The organism is Nocardia aurea, from assembly GCF_003123685.1.
In the GTDB taxonomy this organism is placed as follows: domain Bacteria; phylum Actinomycetota; class Actinomycetes; order Mycobacteriales; family Mycobacteriaceae; genus Nocardia; species Nocardia aurea.
This window is the reverse complement of sequence record NZ_QCYJ01000175.1, coordinates 98,080-115,610: the sequence shown is the minus strand read 5'-3', so window position 1 is coordinate 115,610 and position 17,531 is coordinate 98,080. Positions and strand designations below refer to the sequence as shown.

Sequence of the window (17,531 nt, the reverse complement as noted above, 5' to 3'; positions counted from 1 at the left end):
GACAGCGCGAAGGGTCTCCGGATTCCACCGGAGCCCCTTCGCGCTGTCGTGATCAGGGAATGATGGCGGTGCGGTACACCGGTTCGGGAACCGCCTGCCTGGCGTAGATGCCCCGTTGCAGCGAGACCAGCAGGGCGTTGCGCGTCTCCTCCGGCCGAATGAGTTCGTCGAAACCCATGTGTTCGGCGGAGTGGTAGGAGGCCTGCAATTCCATCTCCTGGAGTTCGGCCGCCAGATCGTCCTGCGCGTGGGAGGCGTTGCTCAGCGCCGCGGCGCTCATCGCCCCCATCGTCGCGCCCGGGTAGGCGAAAGTGGCTGTCTGGCTGTCGAATCCGATCAGCGACATCACCATCGAGCCGAAGCCGTAGGCCTTGCGCAACGTCACGTGCAATTTCAGCGTGGTGGCCGCGGTCTGCGCGACGAACATCCGCGCACCGCTGCGCAGCACCCCTTCGGCTTCGGATTCGCTGCCGGGCAGCATGCCTGGATTGTCGGCGAGGAAGATGATCGGCAGGTGGAACGAATCGGCGACCTGTATGAAATGGGCCGCCTTGTCCGCGGCGTCGCTGTCGATCGAACCCGCGAGCACCTTCGGCTGATTGGCCACCACCGCGACGGGATGACCGCCGAGATGGGCGAGCGCGCAGACGATGGCCGTGCCGAATTCGGGCTGCACCTCGAACCAGTCGGTGTCGTCGAAGACCACGTCGAGCACGGCCCGCATGTCGTAGGTGCTGCGATTGTCGCGGGACACGATATTCAGCAGTTCCGGTGTCGCCCTCGCGCCGGTCGAATCGTCGGGCAGGTAGACCGGCGGATAGGACCACGCGCTGGACGGGAAGTAGGACAGGTAGCGGCGGATCTCGTCGAGGACCTCCTCGTCGGTCTCGCCGACGTTGTGGACGACCCCGCTGGCCAGCGCCACGTTCGGCCCGCCCAGATCCTCCTTGGTGACATCCTCGCCCGTCGACATCTTCACCACCGGCGGCCCCGCGGTGAAGATCGCGCCCTGACGGCTCATGATCGCGAAATCCGACACCGGCGCGATCAGCGCGCCGTGACCGGCCGACGGTCCGAGCACCCCGGTGACCATCGGAATCCGGCCCGAACACTGCGCCTGGGCGAGCAGATCGGTGGGGGTGCGACCGTAGTGGGCGCCGGTGGGACGAAATCCCGCGCCTTCGAGCAACATCACCAACGGCACTTTGTTCCGCACGGCCAGTTCGGCCAGCCGGTAGCGCTTGGAATTGCTGCCGGGCGCGATGGTGCCCGCCAGCGTCGTGAAATCCTCGGCCCCCACCATCACCGGCGACCCGTTGATCAGACCGGAGCCGGTCACGATCGCGTCGGCGGGGACTTCACCACCGACCAGGGTGCCGAATTCCTGGAACGTGCCGGGATCGAGCAGCCGCTCGATTCGCGCACGCGCGTCCAGTTTGCCCTTGCCCCGATGTTTGGCGACCCGCTCCGGCCCGCCCATCGCCTGCGCGAGGGCACGGCGGCGCCCGAGATCGTCGAGTGTTTCGTCCCAGGTCTGGGCATTGGTCATTTCCGGATCCTTTTTCCTGTGCCGACTCCTCGACCGGGGCGTGTCGATGGGTCGGTGCCGCGGTATCGCCCCCGCGGCGCTGCGGTGGGTTTGCCGACGGTCAGGTCAGCGAGTATCGAATCGGAAGGTGCTTGAGACCGCCGACGAAAGTCGTCGCGGTGAGTTCGGGCTCACCCGCGAGTTCGATCGACTTCAGCCGGGGCAGCAATTCCGCGAGGAACTTTCCGATCTCCATGCGGGCCAGACCCGCGCCCAGGCAGAAATGTACGCCGAATCCGAAGGCGACATGCTTGTTCGGCTCGCGTTCGATATCGAAGCGGAACGGATCGACGAAGGCGTCCTCGTCGCGATTCGCCGAGACATAGGAGAGCAACAGCGAATCACCCGCCGGAATCGACACGCCGTTGACCACCGAATCCTCGGCGGCGGTGCGCATGAACGCCTTGACCGGCGTCACCCAGCGGATGATCTCCTCGGTCGCCTGCGGGATGAGGTCGAGGTTGCCGCGCAGCAGATCGAGCTGTTCGGGATATTCGGCGAGGGCGCGCAGGCCGCCGGAGATGCTACTGCTGGTGGTGTCGTGTCCGGCGGTGGCGATGATCGCGTAGTAGGACATCGTGTCGATATCCGAGAGCGGCTCTCCGTCGACCTTCGCGTTGGCGATCGTCGAGGCGAGATCGTCGGTCGGATGCTCGCGCCGCGCGTCGGTCAGCGTCTTGAAGTACGCGAACATCTCCAGCAACGAGTTCATCGTCTCGTCCGACGGCGTCGACCGCTTCAGTTCGTCGTCGTCGCTGCCGACCAGTTCCTGGGTGAGTTTGAGCATCAGCGGGAAGTCGGACTCGGGGACGCCGAGCAGCGACATGATCACGTAGAGCGGGAAGTTGACCGCGACCTCCTGGACGAAATCGCATTCACCACCCGCGTCCCGCATCTTGTCCACGTAGCGTTTCGCGAGCTCGTCGATCCGGACTCCCATCGCGCGCATGGCCTTCGGACTGAACCAGTCCGCCGCGATGGCGCGCACGATCCGGTGTTGCGGATCGTCCATGTGGATCAGCGTGCGAATCCCCACGGCCGCCTGCATCTCGTCGGACTGGGCGGTCATCAGCACCGGCCGCGGCCAGTTGGTGAAAGCGCGGTTGGCGCGTTCGACCGCCATCACGTCGGCGTGTTTGGTGATCGCCCAGAACGGCTTGTACGACGGCGCCTCCACCAGTGAGACGGGAGCGGTCGCACGCGCCCTCGCCAGCGCGTCGTGCAGTCGCTTCTCGTCGGTGTACGCGGTCGGGTCAGCGAGTACGTTCGCGGCTTCGTCGACGATCGGCATGCTCATCAGCGGCCCTTCCGTTCCTTGGGATTTCCCGCGATCCGGGCGCCGCGCACGCGACGTCCCGATCGTTGTGTGGACCACAAGCGTGATTTATAGTGACCCTTACTGTCAAGCATTCTGTAATGGATGCCAGTTAGCGTATCGGAGCGGCGGTCCCCATGGTTTCTGAGCAACTTCCCGAGCAACGCAAAGTCGTCGTGGTCGGCGCCGGATCGGGCATCGGAGCAGCGACGGCCGCGCATTTCCACGAGCGCGGCGACTACGTGCTCGCGGTGGACGTCCGCCCCAACGAGACGCCCGCTTCGCGGCACGAACTGTGCGATCTGCGCGACGCCGCCGCGATCGCCGCGCTGCTGGACCGGATCGGACCGGAGTGGGATCTGCTCGCCTACGTCGCCGGCGTTCCCGGCACCGCGCCCGCCGCGGACGTACTGAAGGTCAACTACCTCGGCATGCGACTGTTCACCACCGGCATGCTGCCACTGCTGCGGCAGGGCGGCGCGATCGTGACCGTGGCCTCGGTCGCCGCACTGGGCTGGCAACAGCGCGTCGACGACTTGAAAGGCCTATTGGAGGCGACCGACGCCGAGACCGTCGAACAGTGGCAGGCGACCCAGGATCCGAATTACCCGGTGTACAGCACCTCCAAGCAGGCCGCGATCATCTTCGCGAAGCGACTGGCGCCCGCTGCCTGGCAGAAATACGGGGTCCGCGTGAACACCGTGAGCCCGGGGCCGACCGAGACGCCGATCCTCACCGATTTCGAGGATTCGATGGGCAAGGAAGTCCTCGACACCGTGAAGGCGATGGTCGGCAGGCATGCCACCGTCGCCGACATCGTGCCGGTGATCGCGTTCCTCGGCTCCCCCGAAGCGCGCTGGATCAACGCCCAGGACATCCACGTCGACGGCGGATTCGTCGCGCCGATGGCGGTCGGCGCGCCGATCGAGCTCTGACCGGACGGCACGATCCGAGCGACAGTCCGCGCCGATCGTCGCGGTGAACCCCACCGCGACACCGCGCACCGACCGCGAATTACACATTGCCGCAAGAACTGAGGCCATATACTGTATGCATTACAGTAAGAGATACTCTTCGAGAGCCGTGCGGTGTGACGAAGTCAGAGGTGAGCTGTGGACAGCCCTGTTCAGGACAAATCGGTAGCGAGTGGGGACACTCTCGATCTGCGTGATCCCTACCCGTTCTTCACCGCGAGACGGCGCGAGGGCGGCGTCTTCCACGGAACGGTCATGGACTACTCCAAGACCCCGGAATCGTTGCGCCCCGCCGATTCCTACGCCGCGCTGTCCTGGACGGCGGTGAACAAGGCCCTGCGCAACAGCAAGGTCTTCAGCACCGCGCTCTACGACTCGACGATCGGCGTCTTCATGGGGCCGACCATCCTCGCGATGGACGGCATCACGCACAAGGCGCACCGGAACCTGGTGTCGGCGGCGTTCAAACCGCAGTCGCTCTCGGTCTGGGAACCCGACGTCGTGCGACCGATCTGCGAATCGCTGATCGACGAATTCATCGCCGCGGGCCGCGCGGATCTGGTGAAGGATTTCACCTTCGAATTCCCCACCAGGGTCATCGCCAAGCTGCTCGGTCTGCCCGCCGAGGATCTGCCGTTCTTCCGCCGGGCCGCCGTGTCGATCATCAGCTACGCGGGCAATGTGCCGCGCGCGCTGGAGGCGTCCAAGGAACTGAAGGAATACTTCCTCGGACATATCGAACAGCGCAGATCGAATCCGACCGACGACATCATCAGCGATCTGGTGACCGCCGAGATCGACGGCGAGAAACTCAGCGATCGGGCCATCTACTCCTTCCTGCGATTGCTGTTGCCCGCGGGCCTGGAAACCACCTATCGGTCTTCCGGGAATCTGTTGCACCTGCTGCTGACCCATCCCGAGCAATTCGCCGCCGTCGAGCAGAACCACGACCTTCTCCCGCAGGCGATCGAAGAGGGACTCCGGTACGAGACGCCGTTGACCCTCGTGCAGCGTTATGTCACCGAGGACACCGAGTTGGAGGGCGTCGCCATTCCCCAGGGCGCCGTACTCGATCTGGTCCTCGGCGCGGCCAACCGCGACGAGAATCGCTGGGAGCGGCCGGAGGAATTCGATATCCACCGCACCCATATCCCGCACATCAGTTTCACCGCGGGTGCGCACACCTGCCTCGGACTGCATCTCGCGCGCATGGAAACCCGCGTGGCGATCGAGGCGCTGTTGCGGCGGCTGACGAATATCACCCTGCTGACCGACGGCGACCCGCATATCTTCGGTCAGCCGTTCCGCTCCCCTACCTCGATTCCGGTGACCTTCGATGTCCGTTGAAACGCGCCACCGCGACCTCTTCGATCTGTCCGGGCGCTCGGCGCTCGTCACCGGCGCGGCGGGCGGTATCGGCGCGGCCGTCGCCGCCGCGCTGGCCGAGCGGGGAGCCGCGGTGCTCGTCACCGATATCGACGGCGCGGCCGCGGCGGTGACGGCGGACAAGATCGTCGCCGACGGCGGCAGGGCCGCGAGCGCCGCGCTCGATGTCCGCGACAGGGCGGCGGCCGAATCGGCAGCGGCCGCGGCCGCCGAACTGGCCGACGGCACCCTGAACATCGTGGTCAACAACGCCGGTGTCACCGATCCGGCGATGTTCGGCGACACCACCGAGGAATCGGTGCTCAGGATGCTCGACATCCATCTGATGGGCGCGTTCCGTTGTGCCAAGGCGGCGCTGCGATACCTGCCGACCGACGGGACGGGGCGCATCATCAACGTCACGTCGTCGGCGGGTCTGGTCGGCACCCTCGGCCAGATCAACTACTCGGCCGCGAAATCCGGCATCGTCGGCATGACGAAATCGATGGCGCGGGAATTGGCGCGCAGGCAGATCACCGTCAACGCGCTCGCGCCCGCCGCGGCGACCCCGATGACCGCGACCATCCGCACCGATCCCAAATTCGCCGAGCAGATGCTCAACCGTATTCCCATGCGGCGCTGGGCCGAACCGCGCGAAGTCGCGGGCGCGTTCGTCTTCCTCGCCTCCGACGCCGCCTCCTTCGTCACCGGCCAGGTGCTGCCGGTGGACGGCGGACTGGTGATGTGATGACCGAGCCCACCGCGGGTCCGCTCGCGGGAATCACCGTGGTGTCGCTGGAGCAGGCGGTTTCCGCGCCCATGTGCACGCGCACGCTCGCCGATTTCGGCGCCAGGGTCGTCAAGGTCGAGAATCCGCGCGGGGGCGATTTCGCACGTCACTACGACGACGTGGTCAACGGTCTCGCCGCGCATTTCGTCTGGGCCAATCGCGGCAAGGAATCGGTCACGCTCGACCTCAAGCACCCCGACGGGATGGCGGCGCTGCACCGTCTGTTGGAAACCGCCGATGTCTTCGTCTCGAATCTCGCGCCGGGCGCGACCGCCGCGCTCGGCGTCGGTCCCGACGATCTGGCCGGCCGGCATCCCGACGTCATCGTGATGGAGATCGACGGCTACGGCGCGGGCGGGCCCCTGTCGCACAAACGCGCCTACGATCTGCTGGTCCAGGCCGAATCCGGGGTGTGCGCGGTCACCGGATCGCCGGGCGCGCCCGCGAAACCGGGTCCGCCGATCGCCGATGTCTGCTCGGGACTGTATGCGGCACTGACGATTCTGGCGATGATCTGCGCCAGACGCGCGGACGGGGCGGCCGCGACCCAACCCGCCGCGGCCTCGGTGAGCCTGTTCGACACCGCCGCGGAATTGATGGGGTACGCGCTGAACTACACCCGTCACACCGGGGTGGACCAGCAACCGCTCGGCATGAGTTCCCCCGCGGTCGCGCCCTACGGCGCCTACCCCACCGCCGACGGCCACACCGTGGTTCTCGGCACCACCAACGACCGGGAATGGCAACGCCTGAGCCGGGAGATCCTCGAAAGACCCGACCTGGCCGAGGATCCGGCGTTCGCGCGCAATGCCGACCGGGTCGCGCGCCGACCCGAACTCGACGCGGCACTGACCGATTGGTGCGCGCGCCACGACCTGGCGGTCATCCAGTCGCGTGCCGACGCCGCCGGAATCGGCAACTCGCGCTACAACACTCCCGGCGAGATGATCGCGCATCCGCATCTGGCCGCCCGCGACCGCTGGCGGCGGATAGACACTCCGGTGGGCCCGGTGCCCGCCCTGCTGCCGCCGCCGATCATCGCGGGCTTCCAGCCGCCCATGGGCGCGATCCCCGGTCTCGGGCAACATACCGATACCGTGCTGGCGGGCGCGGGTTTCGGCACCGACGAGATCGCTCGCATGCGTGCGGCCGGGGCGATCGGCCCCGACGCGGACGACGCGGCGCAAGGGAAAGGAACGACGTCGTGACCGACGATTCTGTACTGCTCATCGAGGATGTCGGCAATGTCAGGACTTTGACGTTGAACCGCCCGCACCGCAAGAACGCGATCACCAACGCCATGTGGGCCGCGTTGCGGGATACCCTGCACGAAGTGGCTTTCGGCGGGCAGATCCGCGCCGTGGTGCTGACCGGAGCGGGCGGGGCGTTCTGTTCGGGCGCCGATATCTCCGACACCGCCGGTATGGACGAATTCCCCGACCCGAGCCGGGATATGCGCGCCATCAACGAGACGGTGCTGCGCCTGCACGATCTCCAGGTGCCCACCATCGCGAAGGTCGACGGCGTCGCGGCGGGCGCCGGGTGGAATCTGGCGCTCGGCTGCGATCTCGTCGTGGCGACGCCGGAATCGCGGTTCTGCCAGATATTCAGCCGCAGGGCGCTGTCGCTGGATTGCGGCGGTTCCTGGCTGCTGCCCAAACTGGTCGGACTCCAGCAGGCCAAGCGGCTGGCCTTCCTCGCCGACATGATCAGCGCCGAGGAGGCGCACGCACTCGGTCTGGTGACCTGGATCCAGCCCCGCGACGGTATCGACACGTTCGTCGACGACCTCGCCGTCCGCTTGGCCTCGGGTCCGCCGACCGCCCTGGCCCAGACCAAGGCGCTGCTGAACGGCGGCACCGATCACACGATGCGCGAAGCGCTCGCCAACGAGGCGCGCGCCCAGACGATCAATCTGTCCGGCCGCGATGTCCTGGAAGCCTTCGCGGCCTTTTCCGAGAAACGCGATCCGGTGTTCACCGGAACCTGGGGACCGACCGGGTAGGTTGTCTCACCGGAATTCCTTGTGACCGGAGGCCGAATACATTTCGAGAACGTTCTCGAACTGTGAGCCAGGTAACTCCGGAACGGTCCGAGGCAATGGCTCCGGGTGCTGTTCACGGGCTACTCGCCACCCCCTCGAAACACTCCGACAGTAACCTCCGTGGTACGATTTACTGTGCTACTTTCAGTCCCGTCACTTCGGCGAGTTACGGATACTCGAAACGTGTTTCGCGGACCGAACTCTGGCACCGGCTCATCAGTCGAGACCTGAAGTGACGTGTTCGTGTTCAGGTAAGTAGACCTTTCACGGAAGTGGGATCTGGAATGACGAAACGAAGCGCCGCAGCAAAGCGGCCGAGGCGCGAGCGCGGCTCTCTCAATCCAGAGGACATCATCGAGGGCGCTTTCGAGCTGGCCGAACAGGTGTCGATCGACGGTCTGAGCATGCCGCTGCTCGGCAAGCACCTCGACGTGGGAGTCACGAGTATCTACTGGTACTTCCGCAAGAAGGACGACCTGCTCAACGCGATGACCGACCGCGCGCTGAGCCAGTACGTCTTCGCCACGCCGTTCATCGAGGCCCGCGACTGGCGCGAATCGCTGACCAACCACGCGCGCACCATGCGCAGCGCGTTCCTCGGCAATCCCATTCTGTGCGATCTGATCCTGATCAGGTCCGCGCTGAGCCCGCACGCCGCCCAGCTGGGCGCGCGGCAGACCGAACACGCGGTGGCCAGCCTGGTCGAGGCGGGTTTGTCGGTGGACGAGGCCTTCGACACCTATTCCGCGATCAGTCTGCATATTCGCGGTTCGGTGGTGCTGCAACGCCTTTATGACAAGAACAAAGAACAGGACGCGCAGGCGGGCGCGTATTACGACGATATCGTCGTCGAGCCCGAGACCACGCCCCTGCTCGCCGAGGCAATGGCCAAGGGACGTAAGTCGGGCGCCCCGGACGACCACAACTTCGAATACGGTTTGAAATGCATTCTCGATCACGCCAGTTCGCTGATCGGCACCCAGCAACCCGCGACGACATCGGCGCCACGGCGCGCGAGTAAAGCGGCGGCAGCCGGGTAGGACTCACTCGATGCCGTCGCATGCGAGAGGGCCGGATCGGATACGAAGAAGAGGCCGACGCGATTCGCGTCGGCCTCTTCTTTTGTTTCAGCAGGGGCTACGGCGCGTCGGGTTCGGGAACATGGAAATGCTCGTCCCGTAGTTTGAATGCCTCCTTGGTGCCGTGTTCGGCGCGGGTCTTCACGAAATTGAATTCACCCGGTGCGAATTGCAGATTCGTGCCGAATGCGTGGAACAGATAACTCGCCACTTCCTCACCCTGGTAGACCTGGCTCTGTTCGACCAACCGGAATGCCTCCTTCGCGATGACGACACCGTCGGCGGGCATCTTGGCGGCCTTCTCGGCCCAGTAGCGCGCCCGCGCGGTCACCGCCGCCGGATCGCAGGTCTCGGTGAACACGCCGAGATGCTCGAGGGTTCCCGCTTCGATGATGTCGCCGGTCAACAGCATCCGGCGCGCGAGAACCGGGCCGAGCCGGTGGAAGAACATGTGCAGGCTGCCGAGCGCGGGGCCGAGGAAACGGGTGGCGGGCATGCCGATCTTGGCATCGCGCGCGATCACCGAGATATCGGTCATCAGCGCCATTTCGAAGCCGCCGCCGAGCGCGTATCCGCCGATCTCGCCGACGGTGATCTTCGGGAAGCCCAGGAAATTGTGGTAGAAGCCGAACGATTTTCGATCGACGGTGAGTCTGCGTCGCTGGCTCGGCCTGCTCTTGGCGGGCTTACTTCCATTGGCTCCGTTGCCCTGTCCGCGCTCGCCGTACCAGCCGTAGGCGTTGTTCATATCCGCGCCGGTGCTGAAAACGCCTTCCGCACCGCGCAACAGGACCACGGTGATGTCGTCGTCCTCGGCCACCTCGTCCAGATAGCGCGCCAGACCGTCGCGCATGGCGGCGTCGTAGGAATTGCGCTGCGCGGGATTGTTCAGCGTGACGGTCGCGATTCTGCGATCGGGATCCACCTCGTAGAGAACCCTGCCGTCGGCGGCGCTGGAACTGCTCATCGGTATGCCTCTTCCTTCTGTGATCATGTGCGGATCCGGCGCTTTCCGTAGCGCGATGTCCCCAACTGCTCGAGCGGAACGGCCACCGTCTGCACGACCGCGCGGCACAGCACCTCGCCCGCGCGCAGCAGCCTGGCCGTCGATTCGATACCCGCCTCCCCCACCGTTCGGGTGATGTCGAAATCCAGTTCGACCAGAATCGGGGTGGGGCGGCGATAGGTGATGTTCATCGACCGGGTCTTGCCCGACAGGCCGACCGCGCAACTCTGTTGCTGGATGACGGCGTCGAAGAACACCCCGAGGAATCCGCCGTGCACCAGGCCCGGCGGTCCTTCGTGCACCAGCGGAAAGGTGATGCGGCCGTGCGCATTCCCGGCGTCGAGGTGGTCGAACTCGTATTCGGGGAAACACGGATTGAACGCGCCGATATCGGCGGCGTGGTCCAGGTAGACGCGCTGGGTGTCGCTGCTCGCCGACCCGATCCGAGGCGCGGGATCGGGCGGTGTCGCCGCGGCGAGTTCGCGTTCCCATTCCTCGATCCTGGTGACGAGAACATCCACCGTCGGGTGCGGATGCTCGAGCGCCAGCAGCACGCCCGCGAGCCTGCGGATGGCCGCGGCGGCGGCCACGGTCTGCGGCAGCGGTCGTTCACCGAAGCGCAGTTCGGGACCGCGCGGCCCGGGCACGGGGGGTTCCGCGTCGCCCGGGAGGGTCTGCCCGTTCTCGGCCATCGGACCTCTTTCCTCTTCGGCGCTTCCCGCCACCTTTGCAGGGGCTGACGGTATTGTCTACTGTACATATAACAGTAAGGTTCAGGCACGGCCCGGCCCAGGAGGAACAACGATGCCGTTCGACACCATCGGATACGAGGTCGACGGGCATACGGCGACCATCACGCTGAACCGCCCCGACGCCCTCAACGCGCTCAGTCCGCATATGATCACCGAGCTGCGCGCCGCCTACGCCGAAGCCGAGAACGACGACAAGGTCTGGCTGCTGGTCGTCACCGGCAACGGCCGCGCCTTCTGCACCGGCGCCGACGTCAAGGCGATCCCCGGTGACGGCAAGGTACTCAACGAACGGCCGTACCTGTCCAGCTACGAACAGTGGGAGGCGCCCCAGGAGGGCACCCCGCCGTTCCGCAGCATGACCAAACCGATCCTGGTCGCCGTCAACGGAATCTGTTGCGGCGCGGGCCTGGACTGGGTGACCACCGGCGATATCGTCATCGCCTCGGACAAGGCCACCTTCTTCGATCCGCACGTGAGCATCGGGCTGGTCGCGGGCCGGGAGGTGGTCCGGCTGGCGCGGGTGCTGCCGCGCACGGTCGCGTTGCGCATGGCCCTGATGGGCAAGCACGAGCGGATGAGCGCCCAGCGCGCCTACGAACTGGGCATGGTCACCGAGGTGGTCGAGCACGAACGTCTGCTCGAGCGCGCGCACGAGATCGGCGACATCCTCAATTCCAATGCCCCACTGGCTGTTCGGGGCACGCGGCTGGCGATCATCAAGGGACTCGACGTGCCGCTGCACGAAGCCGAGATGCTGGCCGAATCCTTCCGTGAACGCGTCACCCGCACCGAGGACGCGCTCGAAGGCCCCAAGGCCTTCGTCGAGAAGCGGACACCGGATTGGCAGTGCCGATGAGTGCGGGGGGCAGGCCCGATGCGGAAGTGGAAGCGGCGAACGTGACCGGTTTCGAGACGATCATCGTGGAGACGAACGAGATCGATCGGGTCGCCACCATCACCCTGAACCGGCCGGATCGGCTCAACGCCTTCAACCGCGTGATGTGCGAGGAGATACGCGAGGCCTGGCATCTGCTCAAGCTCGACGACTCTGTGCACGCCGTGGTGCTGCGCGCGGCGGGCGATCGGGCCTTCAGCGCCGGTCTGGACATCAAGACGCCCTACGGGCAACCGTCGAGCGTGTGGCACCACGACGATCCCGGCGAGGCGCTCAGCCCCAAATGGCAGAAGATGTGGAAGCCGGTGGTGTGTGCCGTGCAGGGCATGTGCACGGCGGGCGCGTTCTATTTCGTCAACGAGGCCGACGTGGTGATCTGCTCGCGGGAGGCCACCTTCTTCGACTCCCACGTGTCGGCCGGACTGGTCAGCGCGCTGGAACCGGTGGGACTCATGCGCCGCGTCGGTCTCGGTGAGACCCTGCGCATCGCGCTCATGGGTAACGACGAACGCGTGAGTGCCGAGACCGCGCTGCGCATCGGCCTGGTCTCGGAAGTCGTCGCGCGCGAACAACTCTGGGCACGCGCGCACGAGATCGCGGCGACCATCGCGGCCAAACCGCCCGCGGCGACGCAGGGCACCGTCAAGGCGATCTGGGAATCGCTCGACATGCCCTACCGTGCCGCGATGGACCACGGACTCATCTACACCCGCTTGGGCAATCCGATCGCCACAGCCGAACTGGCGGCCGCCGCGAACGACGCGGACGGGCGCGCTGTCCCGACCGAACCGAGGATCCGTTGATGACCGCTCATTCCCTGAGTCGCCGCATCGCCGAGGTGCTCGCGCTCCAGCCGGGCGCGCCCGCGCTCGAATACGACGACATCTGGTATTCGTGGCGCGCGCTCGGCGATCTGGCGCACCGCGTCCACGCGCGGATGGGAGCGCCGCGCCAGGTCGGCATCCTGCTGCGCAATCGGCCCGAACATGTGGCCGCCCTGCTGGGCGTGCTGCTCGGCGGCGGTACCGTCGTGGTGATCAACCCGTCGCGTGGCGACGACCGGACCCGCGCCGATATCGCCGCGCTGCGCCTGCCGCTGATCGTCGGCGGCCCCGACGACCTCGCCGCACTGGTCACGCCCGGGTCGGGCACGGCGACGCTGACGATCACCGATCTCGGTGCCGAACCCTCGGTCGGTCCATCCGAAAACATTTCCGATGCGGCGTTTTCCGGCGTCGCGGTGCGCATGCTGACCTCGGGCACGACCGGTCCGCCCAAACGGGTCGACATCACCTACGACATGCTGGCCCGCTCCGTGATGGGCCCCGATCCCGACCGGTCGCCGTCCCCGACGCAACCACGTCGAGGTGTCGCGATCGTCAACGCGCCGCTGGTCCACATCGGCGGGGTCTTCCGAATCCTGCAATGCGTCACCGAGGCTCGCCCCTTCGTCTTCCTGCCGCGATTCGAACTCGACCGCTGGGCGGCGGCGGTGCGCAAGCATCGGCCCGCCGCGGTGTCGCTGGTACCCGCGGCCCTTCGTATGGTGCTGCACTCGGACCTCGACAGCGCGGACCTGGACGGCGTGCGCGTCGCCACGTCGGGCACCGCACCGCTGTCGGCCGCGGACGCCGACGCCTTCTCCGAGAAATTCGGCATCCCCGTGCTGACCTCCTACGCCGCGACGGAATTCGGCGGCGGCGTCGCGGGCTGGACGCTACCCGACCACCGGAAGTACTGGAATGCCAAGCGAGGCAGCGTCGGCCGCGCGAGCGGAGGAGCACAGCTGCGTGTCGTCGACGAAGACGGCGCCGTGGTGCAGACCGACGAGACCGGTCTGCTCGAGGTGAAACCGGGACAACTCGGGCCGGAGGCGGACTGGATCCGCACGACCGACATCGCGCGGATCGACGCCGACGGATTCCTCTACATCCTCGGCCGCGCCGATCAGGCGATCATCCGCGGCGGATTCAAGATCATGCCCGACGATGTGCGCGGCGCACTGGAGAGCCATCCGTCGGTGCGCGGCGCGGCCGTGGTCGCCCGGCCCGACGAACGGCTCGGCGAGACACCGGTGGCGCTGGTGGAATTACGCGACGGGCATTCGGCCGCTTCCCACGACCTGGTCGACTATCTCGGTACCGTGCTGGCTCGCTACGAGATCCCGACCGAGATAGCGATCGTCGACGCCATTCCGCGCACCCCGTCCGGCAAAGCGGATCTGACCGCGGTCCGACGTCATTTCACCGAAGCCACCTCGTCGGTTCGAGGCGATCATGTCCGATGAATCCCGCACCGTGGCCCGCGTCCTGCGCGAGCACGCGCGGACCCGTCCCGATCATCCGTTGTTGATCTGCGATGACGAGCAGCTCGATTACGCCACCGCGCAACGGCTTTCGGCGCGGCTGGCCCGGGGACTCATCGCGCTCGGCGTCGGGAAAGGAACCCACATCGGGTTGCTGTATCCCGATGGCGTCGATTTCGTCGTCGGCGCGCTCGCGGCCGCGCGGATCGGCGCGGTGGTCGTCCCCTTCTCGACGGTCGCCACCACCGTCGAACTGCGTGAGCGGTTGATCGACGCCGATATCCGAATCCTGTTGGCAGCCGACGCCTATCGATCCCACGACTATGTACGGCAGCTGACCGAGGTGGTCACCGAACTCGGATTCGCGGCCGGTGATCGCCTGCTCTGTGCGACGGTTCCGCAATTACGCCATATCGCGATCAGCTACCGAACCGGTACCCGTGACCGAGTCCGCGATATCGCCGACCTGGACCACCTCGCCGATTCGGTGGACGAGGCGCTGCTCACCGCCTCGGAAGACGATGTCGCCCCGGCGGATACGCTCGCCGTCGTCTACACCTGCGGTTCGACCGGAGCGCCGAAGGGCGCGGTGCACACCCACGGCGCCCTCCTGGACCATCAGGCGAGCCTCAACGACATTCGCGGCGTGAGCGAGACCGACGTCCTGTTCCGCGACTCACCGTTCCACTCGATCGGCGGTTTCGCCTCCGGACTGCTCGCGACGCTGATGGCCGGAGCGACCCTGCACTGTTCGACCGCCGTCGACACGGGCGGCGCGACCCTCGATCCGCTCGGAATCACCTTCGATCCGCAAAGCGCACTCCCCGATCGGCCCGGTTCGACCGAGGCGGGCGGCGTCGTGCTGCTCGGCGGCGACGGGACCGATCGACCGGAGCATCAGCGCGGTTCCTTCGGCAGACCCGCGCCCGGCTTCGGTGTCCGCGTCGTCGATCCGACAACCGGCGACGAGGTGGCGGTCGGCGAGAGCGGCGAACTGTGTATTCGCGGCCCGTACGTCATGCAGAGCTACTACAAGCGCGGCCGCGAGGAATGCTTCGACGCCGACGGCTGGTTCCACACCGGCGATCTGGTGCGGGTCGACGACGAGGGGTCGGTCCACGGCCTCGGGCAGCGCGGATCGCGGATCGAGAACCAGGACTCCCCCCGCCCAGGCGAGCAGGCTCGCACCGGGATCACCGATTCCCGGGCACGGGAGATCTCCGACTCCGACACCACCCGGCGGCGGATGCTTTCCATGGCACAGGTGCCCGAGCAGGACCGGGAGGCCGAAGCGGTTCTTCCGCGTACCGTCGACGAACTGGTGCGTTCGCGAGCCGTCGCGAACGCGGCGCAGCCCGCGGTGATCGACTCGACGGCACACCTGACCTACGCCGAACTCGACACCGCGACAGAGCATTTGGCGGCCGCGTTCATCGAGGCCGGTATCGCCGCGGGCACGAAGGTCGGCCTGGTCATGCCCAACGGCATCGGCTGGGTGCGGATCGCGATCGCCCTCACCAGGATCGGCGCCGTCCTCGTTCCGCTCAGCACCCTGCTCAAGACCCCGGAACTGATCGCTCAACTGCGGGTCGCCGCGGTGCAGACCCTCATAGCGGCCGAGGAATTCCGTGGGCACCGCTATGCGGACGGATTGCGCGCCGCCCTGGCACTGCCCGACGACGACGCGACGATCCTGCACCCGGAACTGCCCGCGCTGCGCCGGATCTGGACCGTCGAGCACACCGCACGACTGCCGGCCACGCCGGAGGCCGCGGCGGTCGCGCGGAGTTCGGCCGCCACCGTCACCGCCGCCGATCCGCTGACCATCATGTTCACCTCCGGCAGCCGTGGCCTGCCCAAGGGCGTGATCCACTCGCACGGCAACGCCTTCGGCGCGGTACGATCCGGGCTCGCGGGCCGCTGCATCGACGGCGACACCCGCTTGTATCTGCCGATGCCGTTCTTCTGGGTGGGTGGATTCGGCGGCGGGGTGCTCTCGGCGCTGCTGGCGGGCGCGACCCTGGTCACCGAGGAGATTCCCGGCCCGGAGACGACGTTGCGTCTGCTGGAACGCGAGCGCGTCACCCTGTTCCGCGGCTGGCCGGACCAGGCCGAAGCGCTGGCTCGCCAGGCGGATTCGATCGGCGCCGATCTCTCGGCGCTACGCCCGGGCAGCCTGGACGCCCTACTGCCGGCGAACCACCGCGCCCGCCCCGGCGCCAGGGCCAACCTGTTCGGCATGACGGAATCGTTCGGCCCGTACAGCGGCTACCCGGCCGACACCGATATGCCCGAATCCGCGTTCGGAAGCTGCGGTAAACCCTTCGACGGGATGCAGGTGCGTATCGCCGACCCGGCCGACGGCACGCCCGTTCCCACCGGGTCGATCGGCGAAATCCTGCTGCGCGGCCCGCATATGCTGCGCGGCATGTGCGGGCGGAGTCGCGAAGACCTGCTCACCGAGGACGGTTTCTATCGCACCGGCGATCTCGGCAGGCTCGACGATGCCGGATTCCTCTTTTACCACGGACGTTCCGACGACATGTTCAAAGTCAGCGGTGCGACGGTCTACCCGAGCGAGGTGGAGAAGGCGCTGCGCGGCGTCACCGGTGTCGAGAACGCCTTCGTCACCTCGGTCGACGCGGGACGCGGCGATCAGGTGGCCGCCGCGGTGGTGTGCGATCGCGCCGCCACCGCCGCGCGGATACGCGCGGGCGCGCGAGATCTGCTCAGCGCGTTCAAGATTCCGACGATCTGGCTGCTGCTGGAATCCGACGAGAGCATCCCGCGCGGGTCGACGGGCAAAGTCGACGTCAACGGCCTGCGCGATCTGCTGTCCCGCAAGGGATACGCGGCCGACGAACTACGGAGTGAGCCGACACCATGACATCGATACAGGAGATCAGCGGGCTGTTCGACCACATCGGGTACCGCAAGGAACGCGACGCGGACGGATCGCTGGTCTGGGAACTCCCGGTGGCTCCGCACGTGGTCAATACGGCGGGCGGTCTCCAGGGCGGCCTCATCGCGACCCTCGCCGATATCGCGGCGGGCACCCTCGCCCTGGAGACCCGCCCACCGAACGCGGGCGTGGTCACCTCCGACCTGAGCGTGCGCTATTTCCGCCCCATCACCGGTGGCGCGGCCCGCGCGGTCAGCAGGATCGTGCACGCGGGCAAACGGTCGGTCGTCGTGCAGGTCGAGGTGATCGAGATACCCGGCAACGAGTTGGCGGCGCTGGCCACGGTGAACTTCGCGACGGTCGAGTTCGCGAATCGACCGCGAAACCCGATGTCAGGAAGGTAATCGGTTGATCACTCCACTCGAGTGATCAACCGAGATACGTGACCCGGTTCACTCCTGTGGGGCACTTCGCGCGACCTCCCGCTCGCCCGCCCGACAGCCGGTCCCCGAGCGG

15 protein-coding genes are annotated in these 17,531 nt (G+C 66.9%); 11 read left to right on the top strand and 4 right to left on the bottom strand.

Annotated elements, in window-relative coordinates; genetic code table 11:
• Window positions 1–52: 52 nt before the first annotated feature.
• Together DAT37_RS43120 and DAT37_RS43115 are read right to left on the bottom strand one after the other, a co-directional pair.
• Complete coding sequence (locus DAT37_RS43120; RefSeq protein ID WP_109530749.1) at window positions 53–1,549, bottom strand: acyl-CoA carboxylase subunit beta; 1,497 nt, start codon at window positions 1,547–1,549, stop codon at window positions 53–55.
• A 100-nt stretch (window positions 1,550–1,649) separates the two neighbouring features.
• Complete coding sequence (locus tag DAT37_RS43115; protein ID WP_109530748.1) at window positions 1,650–2,885, bottom strand: cytochrome P450; 1,236 nt, start codon at window positions 2,883–2,885, stop codon at window positions 1,650–1,652.
• A gap of 155 nt (window positions 2,886–3,040) precedes the next feature.
• Here DAT37_RS43115 and DAT37_RS43110 point away from each other — a divergent pair, with 155 nt between their 5' ends.
• The 6 genes from DAT37_RS43110 to DAT37_RS43085 all read left to right on the top strand — a co-directional run bounded on the left by DAT37_RS43110 (window position 3,041) and on the right by DAT37_RS43085 (window position 9,116).
• On the top strand, window positions 3,041–3,838 hold the full coding sequence (locus DAT37_RS43110) for an SDR family oxidoreductase (protein ID WP_109530747.1): 798 nt from the start codon (window positions 3,041–3,043) through the stop codon (window positions 3,836–3,838).
• A gap of 177 nt (window positions 3,839–4,015) precedes the next feature.
• Entirely contained in the window at window positions 4,016–5,224 is a 1,209-nt protein-coding gene (locus DAT37_RS43105; protein WP_232840346.1) for a cytochrome P450, read from the top strand.
• Window positions 5,214–5,990 carry an SDR family NAD(P)-dependent oxidoreductase gene (locus tag DAT37_RS43100; RefSeq protein WP_109530746.1) on the top strand — a complete coding sequence of 259 codons (777 nt, stop codon included), beginning with the start codon at window positions 5,214–5,216 and terminating at the stop codon, window positions 5,988–5,990. The genes DAT37_RS43105 and DAT37_RS43100 overlap by 11 nt, the downstream gene beginning before the upstream one ends.
• Window positions 5,990–7,240, top strand: coding sequence for a CaiB/BaiF CoA transferase family protein (locus tag DAT37_RS43095; RefSeq protein WP_109530745.1), 1,251 nt, complete (start codon window positions 5,990–5,992; stop codon window positions 7,238–7,240). Before DAT37_RS43100 ends, DAT37_RS43095 begins: the two co-directional genes overlap by 1 nt.
• On the top strand, window positions 7,237–8,037 hold the full coding sequence (locus DAT37_RS43090; RefSeq protein WP_109530744.1) for an enoyl-CoA hydratase/isomerase family protein: 801 nt from the start codon (window positions 7,237–7,239) through the stop codon (window positions 8,035–8,037). Before DAT37_RS43095 ends, DAT37_RS43090 begins: the two co-directional genes overlap by 4 nt.
• 323 nt (window positions 8,038–8,360) lie before the next feature.
• Entirely contained in the window at window positions 8,361–9,116 is a 756-nt protein-coding gene (locus DAT37_RS43085) for a TetR/AcrR family transcriptional regulator (RefSeq protein ID WP_109530743.1), read from the top strand.
• Window positions 9,117–9,213: 97 nt separating this feature from the next.
• Here DAT37_RS43085 and DAT37_RS43080 read toward each other — a convergent pair whose 3' ends face one another.
• Complete coding sequence (locus DAT37_RS43080; protein ID WP_109530742.1) at window positions 9,214–10,122, bottom strand: enoyl-CoA hydratase/isomerase family protein; 909 nt, start codon at window positions 10,120–10,122, stop codon at window positions 9,214–9,216.
• Between the two features lie 23 nt (window positions 10,123–10,145).
• Window positions 10,146–10,853: a hotdog family protein gene (locus tag DAT37_RS43075; RefSeq protein ID WP_109530741.1), complete on the bottom strand. Its 708-nt coding sequence runs from the start codon at window positions 10,851–10,853 to the stop codon at window positions 10,146–10,148.
• 112 nt (window positions 10,854–10,965) lie between these two features.
• On the opposite strand from DAT37_RS43075, the gene DAT37_RS43070 reads away from it, so the two are divergent.
• The 5 genes from DAT37_RS43070 to DAT37_RS43045 are packed head-to-tail and all read left to right on the top strand — an operon-like array spanning window position 10,966 to window position 17,419.
• On the top strand, window positions 10,966–11,769 hold the full coding sequence (locus DAT37_RS43070; RefSeq protein WP_109530740.1) for an enoyl-CoA hydratase/isomerase family protein: 804 nt from the start codon (window positions 10,966–10,968) through the stop codon (window positions 11,767–11,769).
• Window positions 11,766–12,611, top strand: a complete 846-nt coding sequence (locus DAT37_RS43065) for an enoyl-CoA hydratase/isomerase family protein (protein ID WP_109530823.1) — start codon at window positions 11,766–11,768, stop codon at window positions 12,609–12,611. The genes DAT37_RS43070 and DAT37_RS43065 overlap by 4 nt, the downstream gene beginning before the upstream one ends.
• Window positions 12,611–14,095, top strand: a complete 1,485-nt coding sequence (locus tag DAT37_RS43060) for a class I adenylate-forming enzyme family protein (RefSeq protein WP_109530739.1) — start codon at window positions 12,611–12,613, stop codon at window positions 14,093–14,095. The genes DAT37_RS43065 and DAT37_RS43060 overlap by 1 nt, the downstream gene beginning before the upstream one ends.
• Complete coding sequence (locus tag DAT37_RS46610) at window positions 14,085–17,000, top strand: AMP-binding protein (protein WP_408637498.1); 2,916 nt, start codon at window positions 14,085–14,087, stop codon at window positions 16,998–17,000. The genes DAT37_RS43060 and DAT37_RS46610 overlap by 11 nt, the downstream gene beginning before the upstream one ends.
• Entirely contained in the window at window positions 16,997–17,419 is a 423-nt protein-coding gene (locus DAT37_RS43045; RefSeq protein WP_109530738.1) for a PaaI family thioesterase, read from the top strand. The genes DAT37_RS46610 and DAT37_RS43045 overlap by 4 nt, the downstream gene beginning before the upstream one ends.
• The last annotated feature ends 112 nt before the right edge of the window (window positions 17,420–17,531 follow it).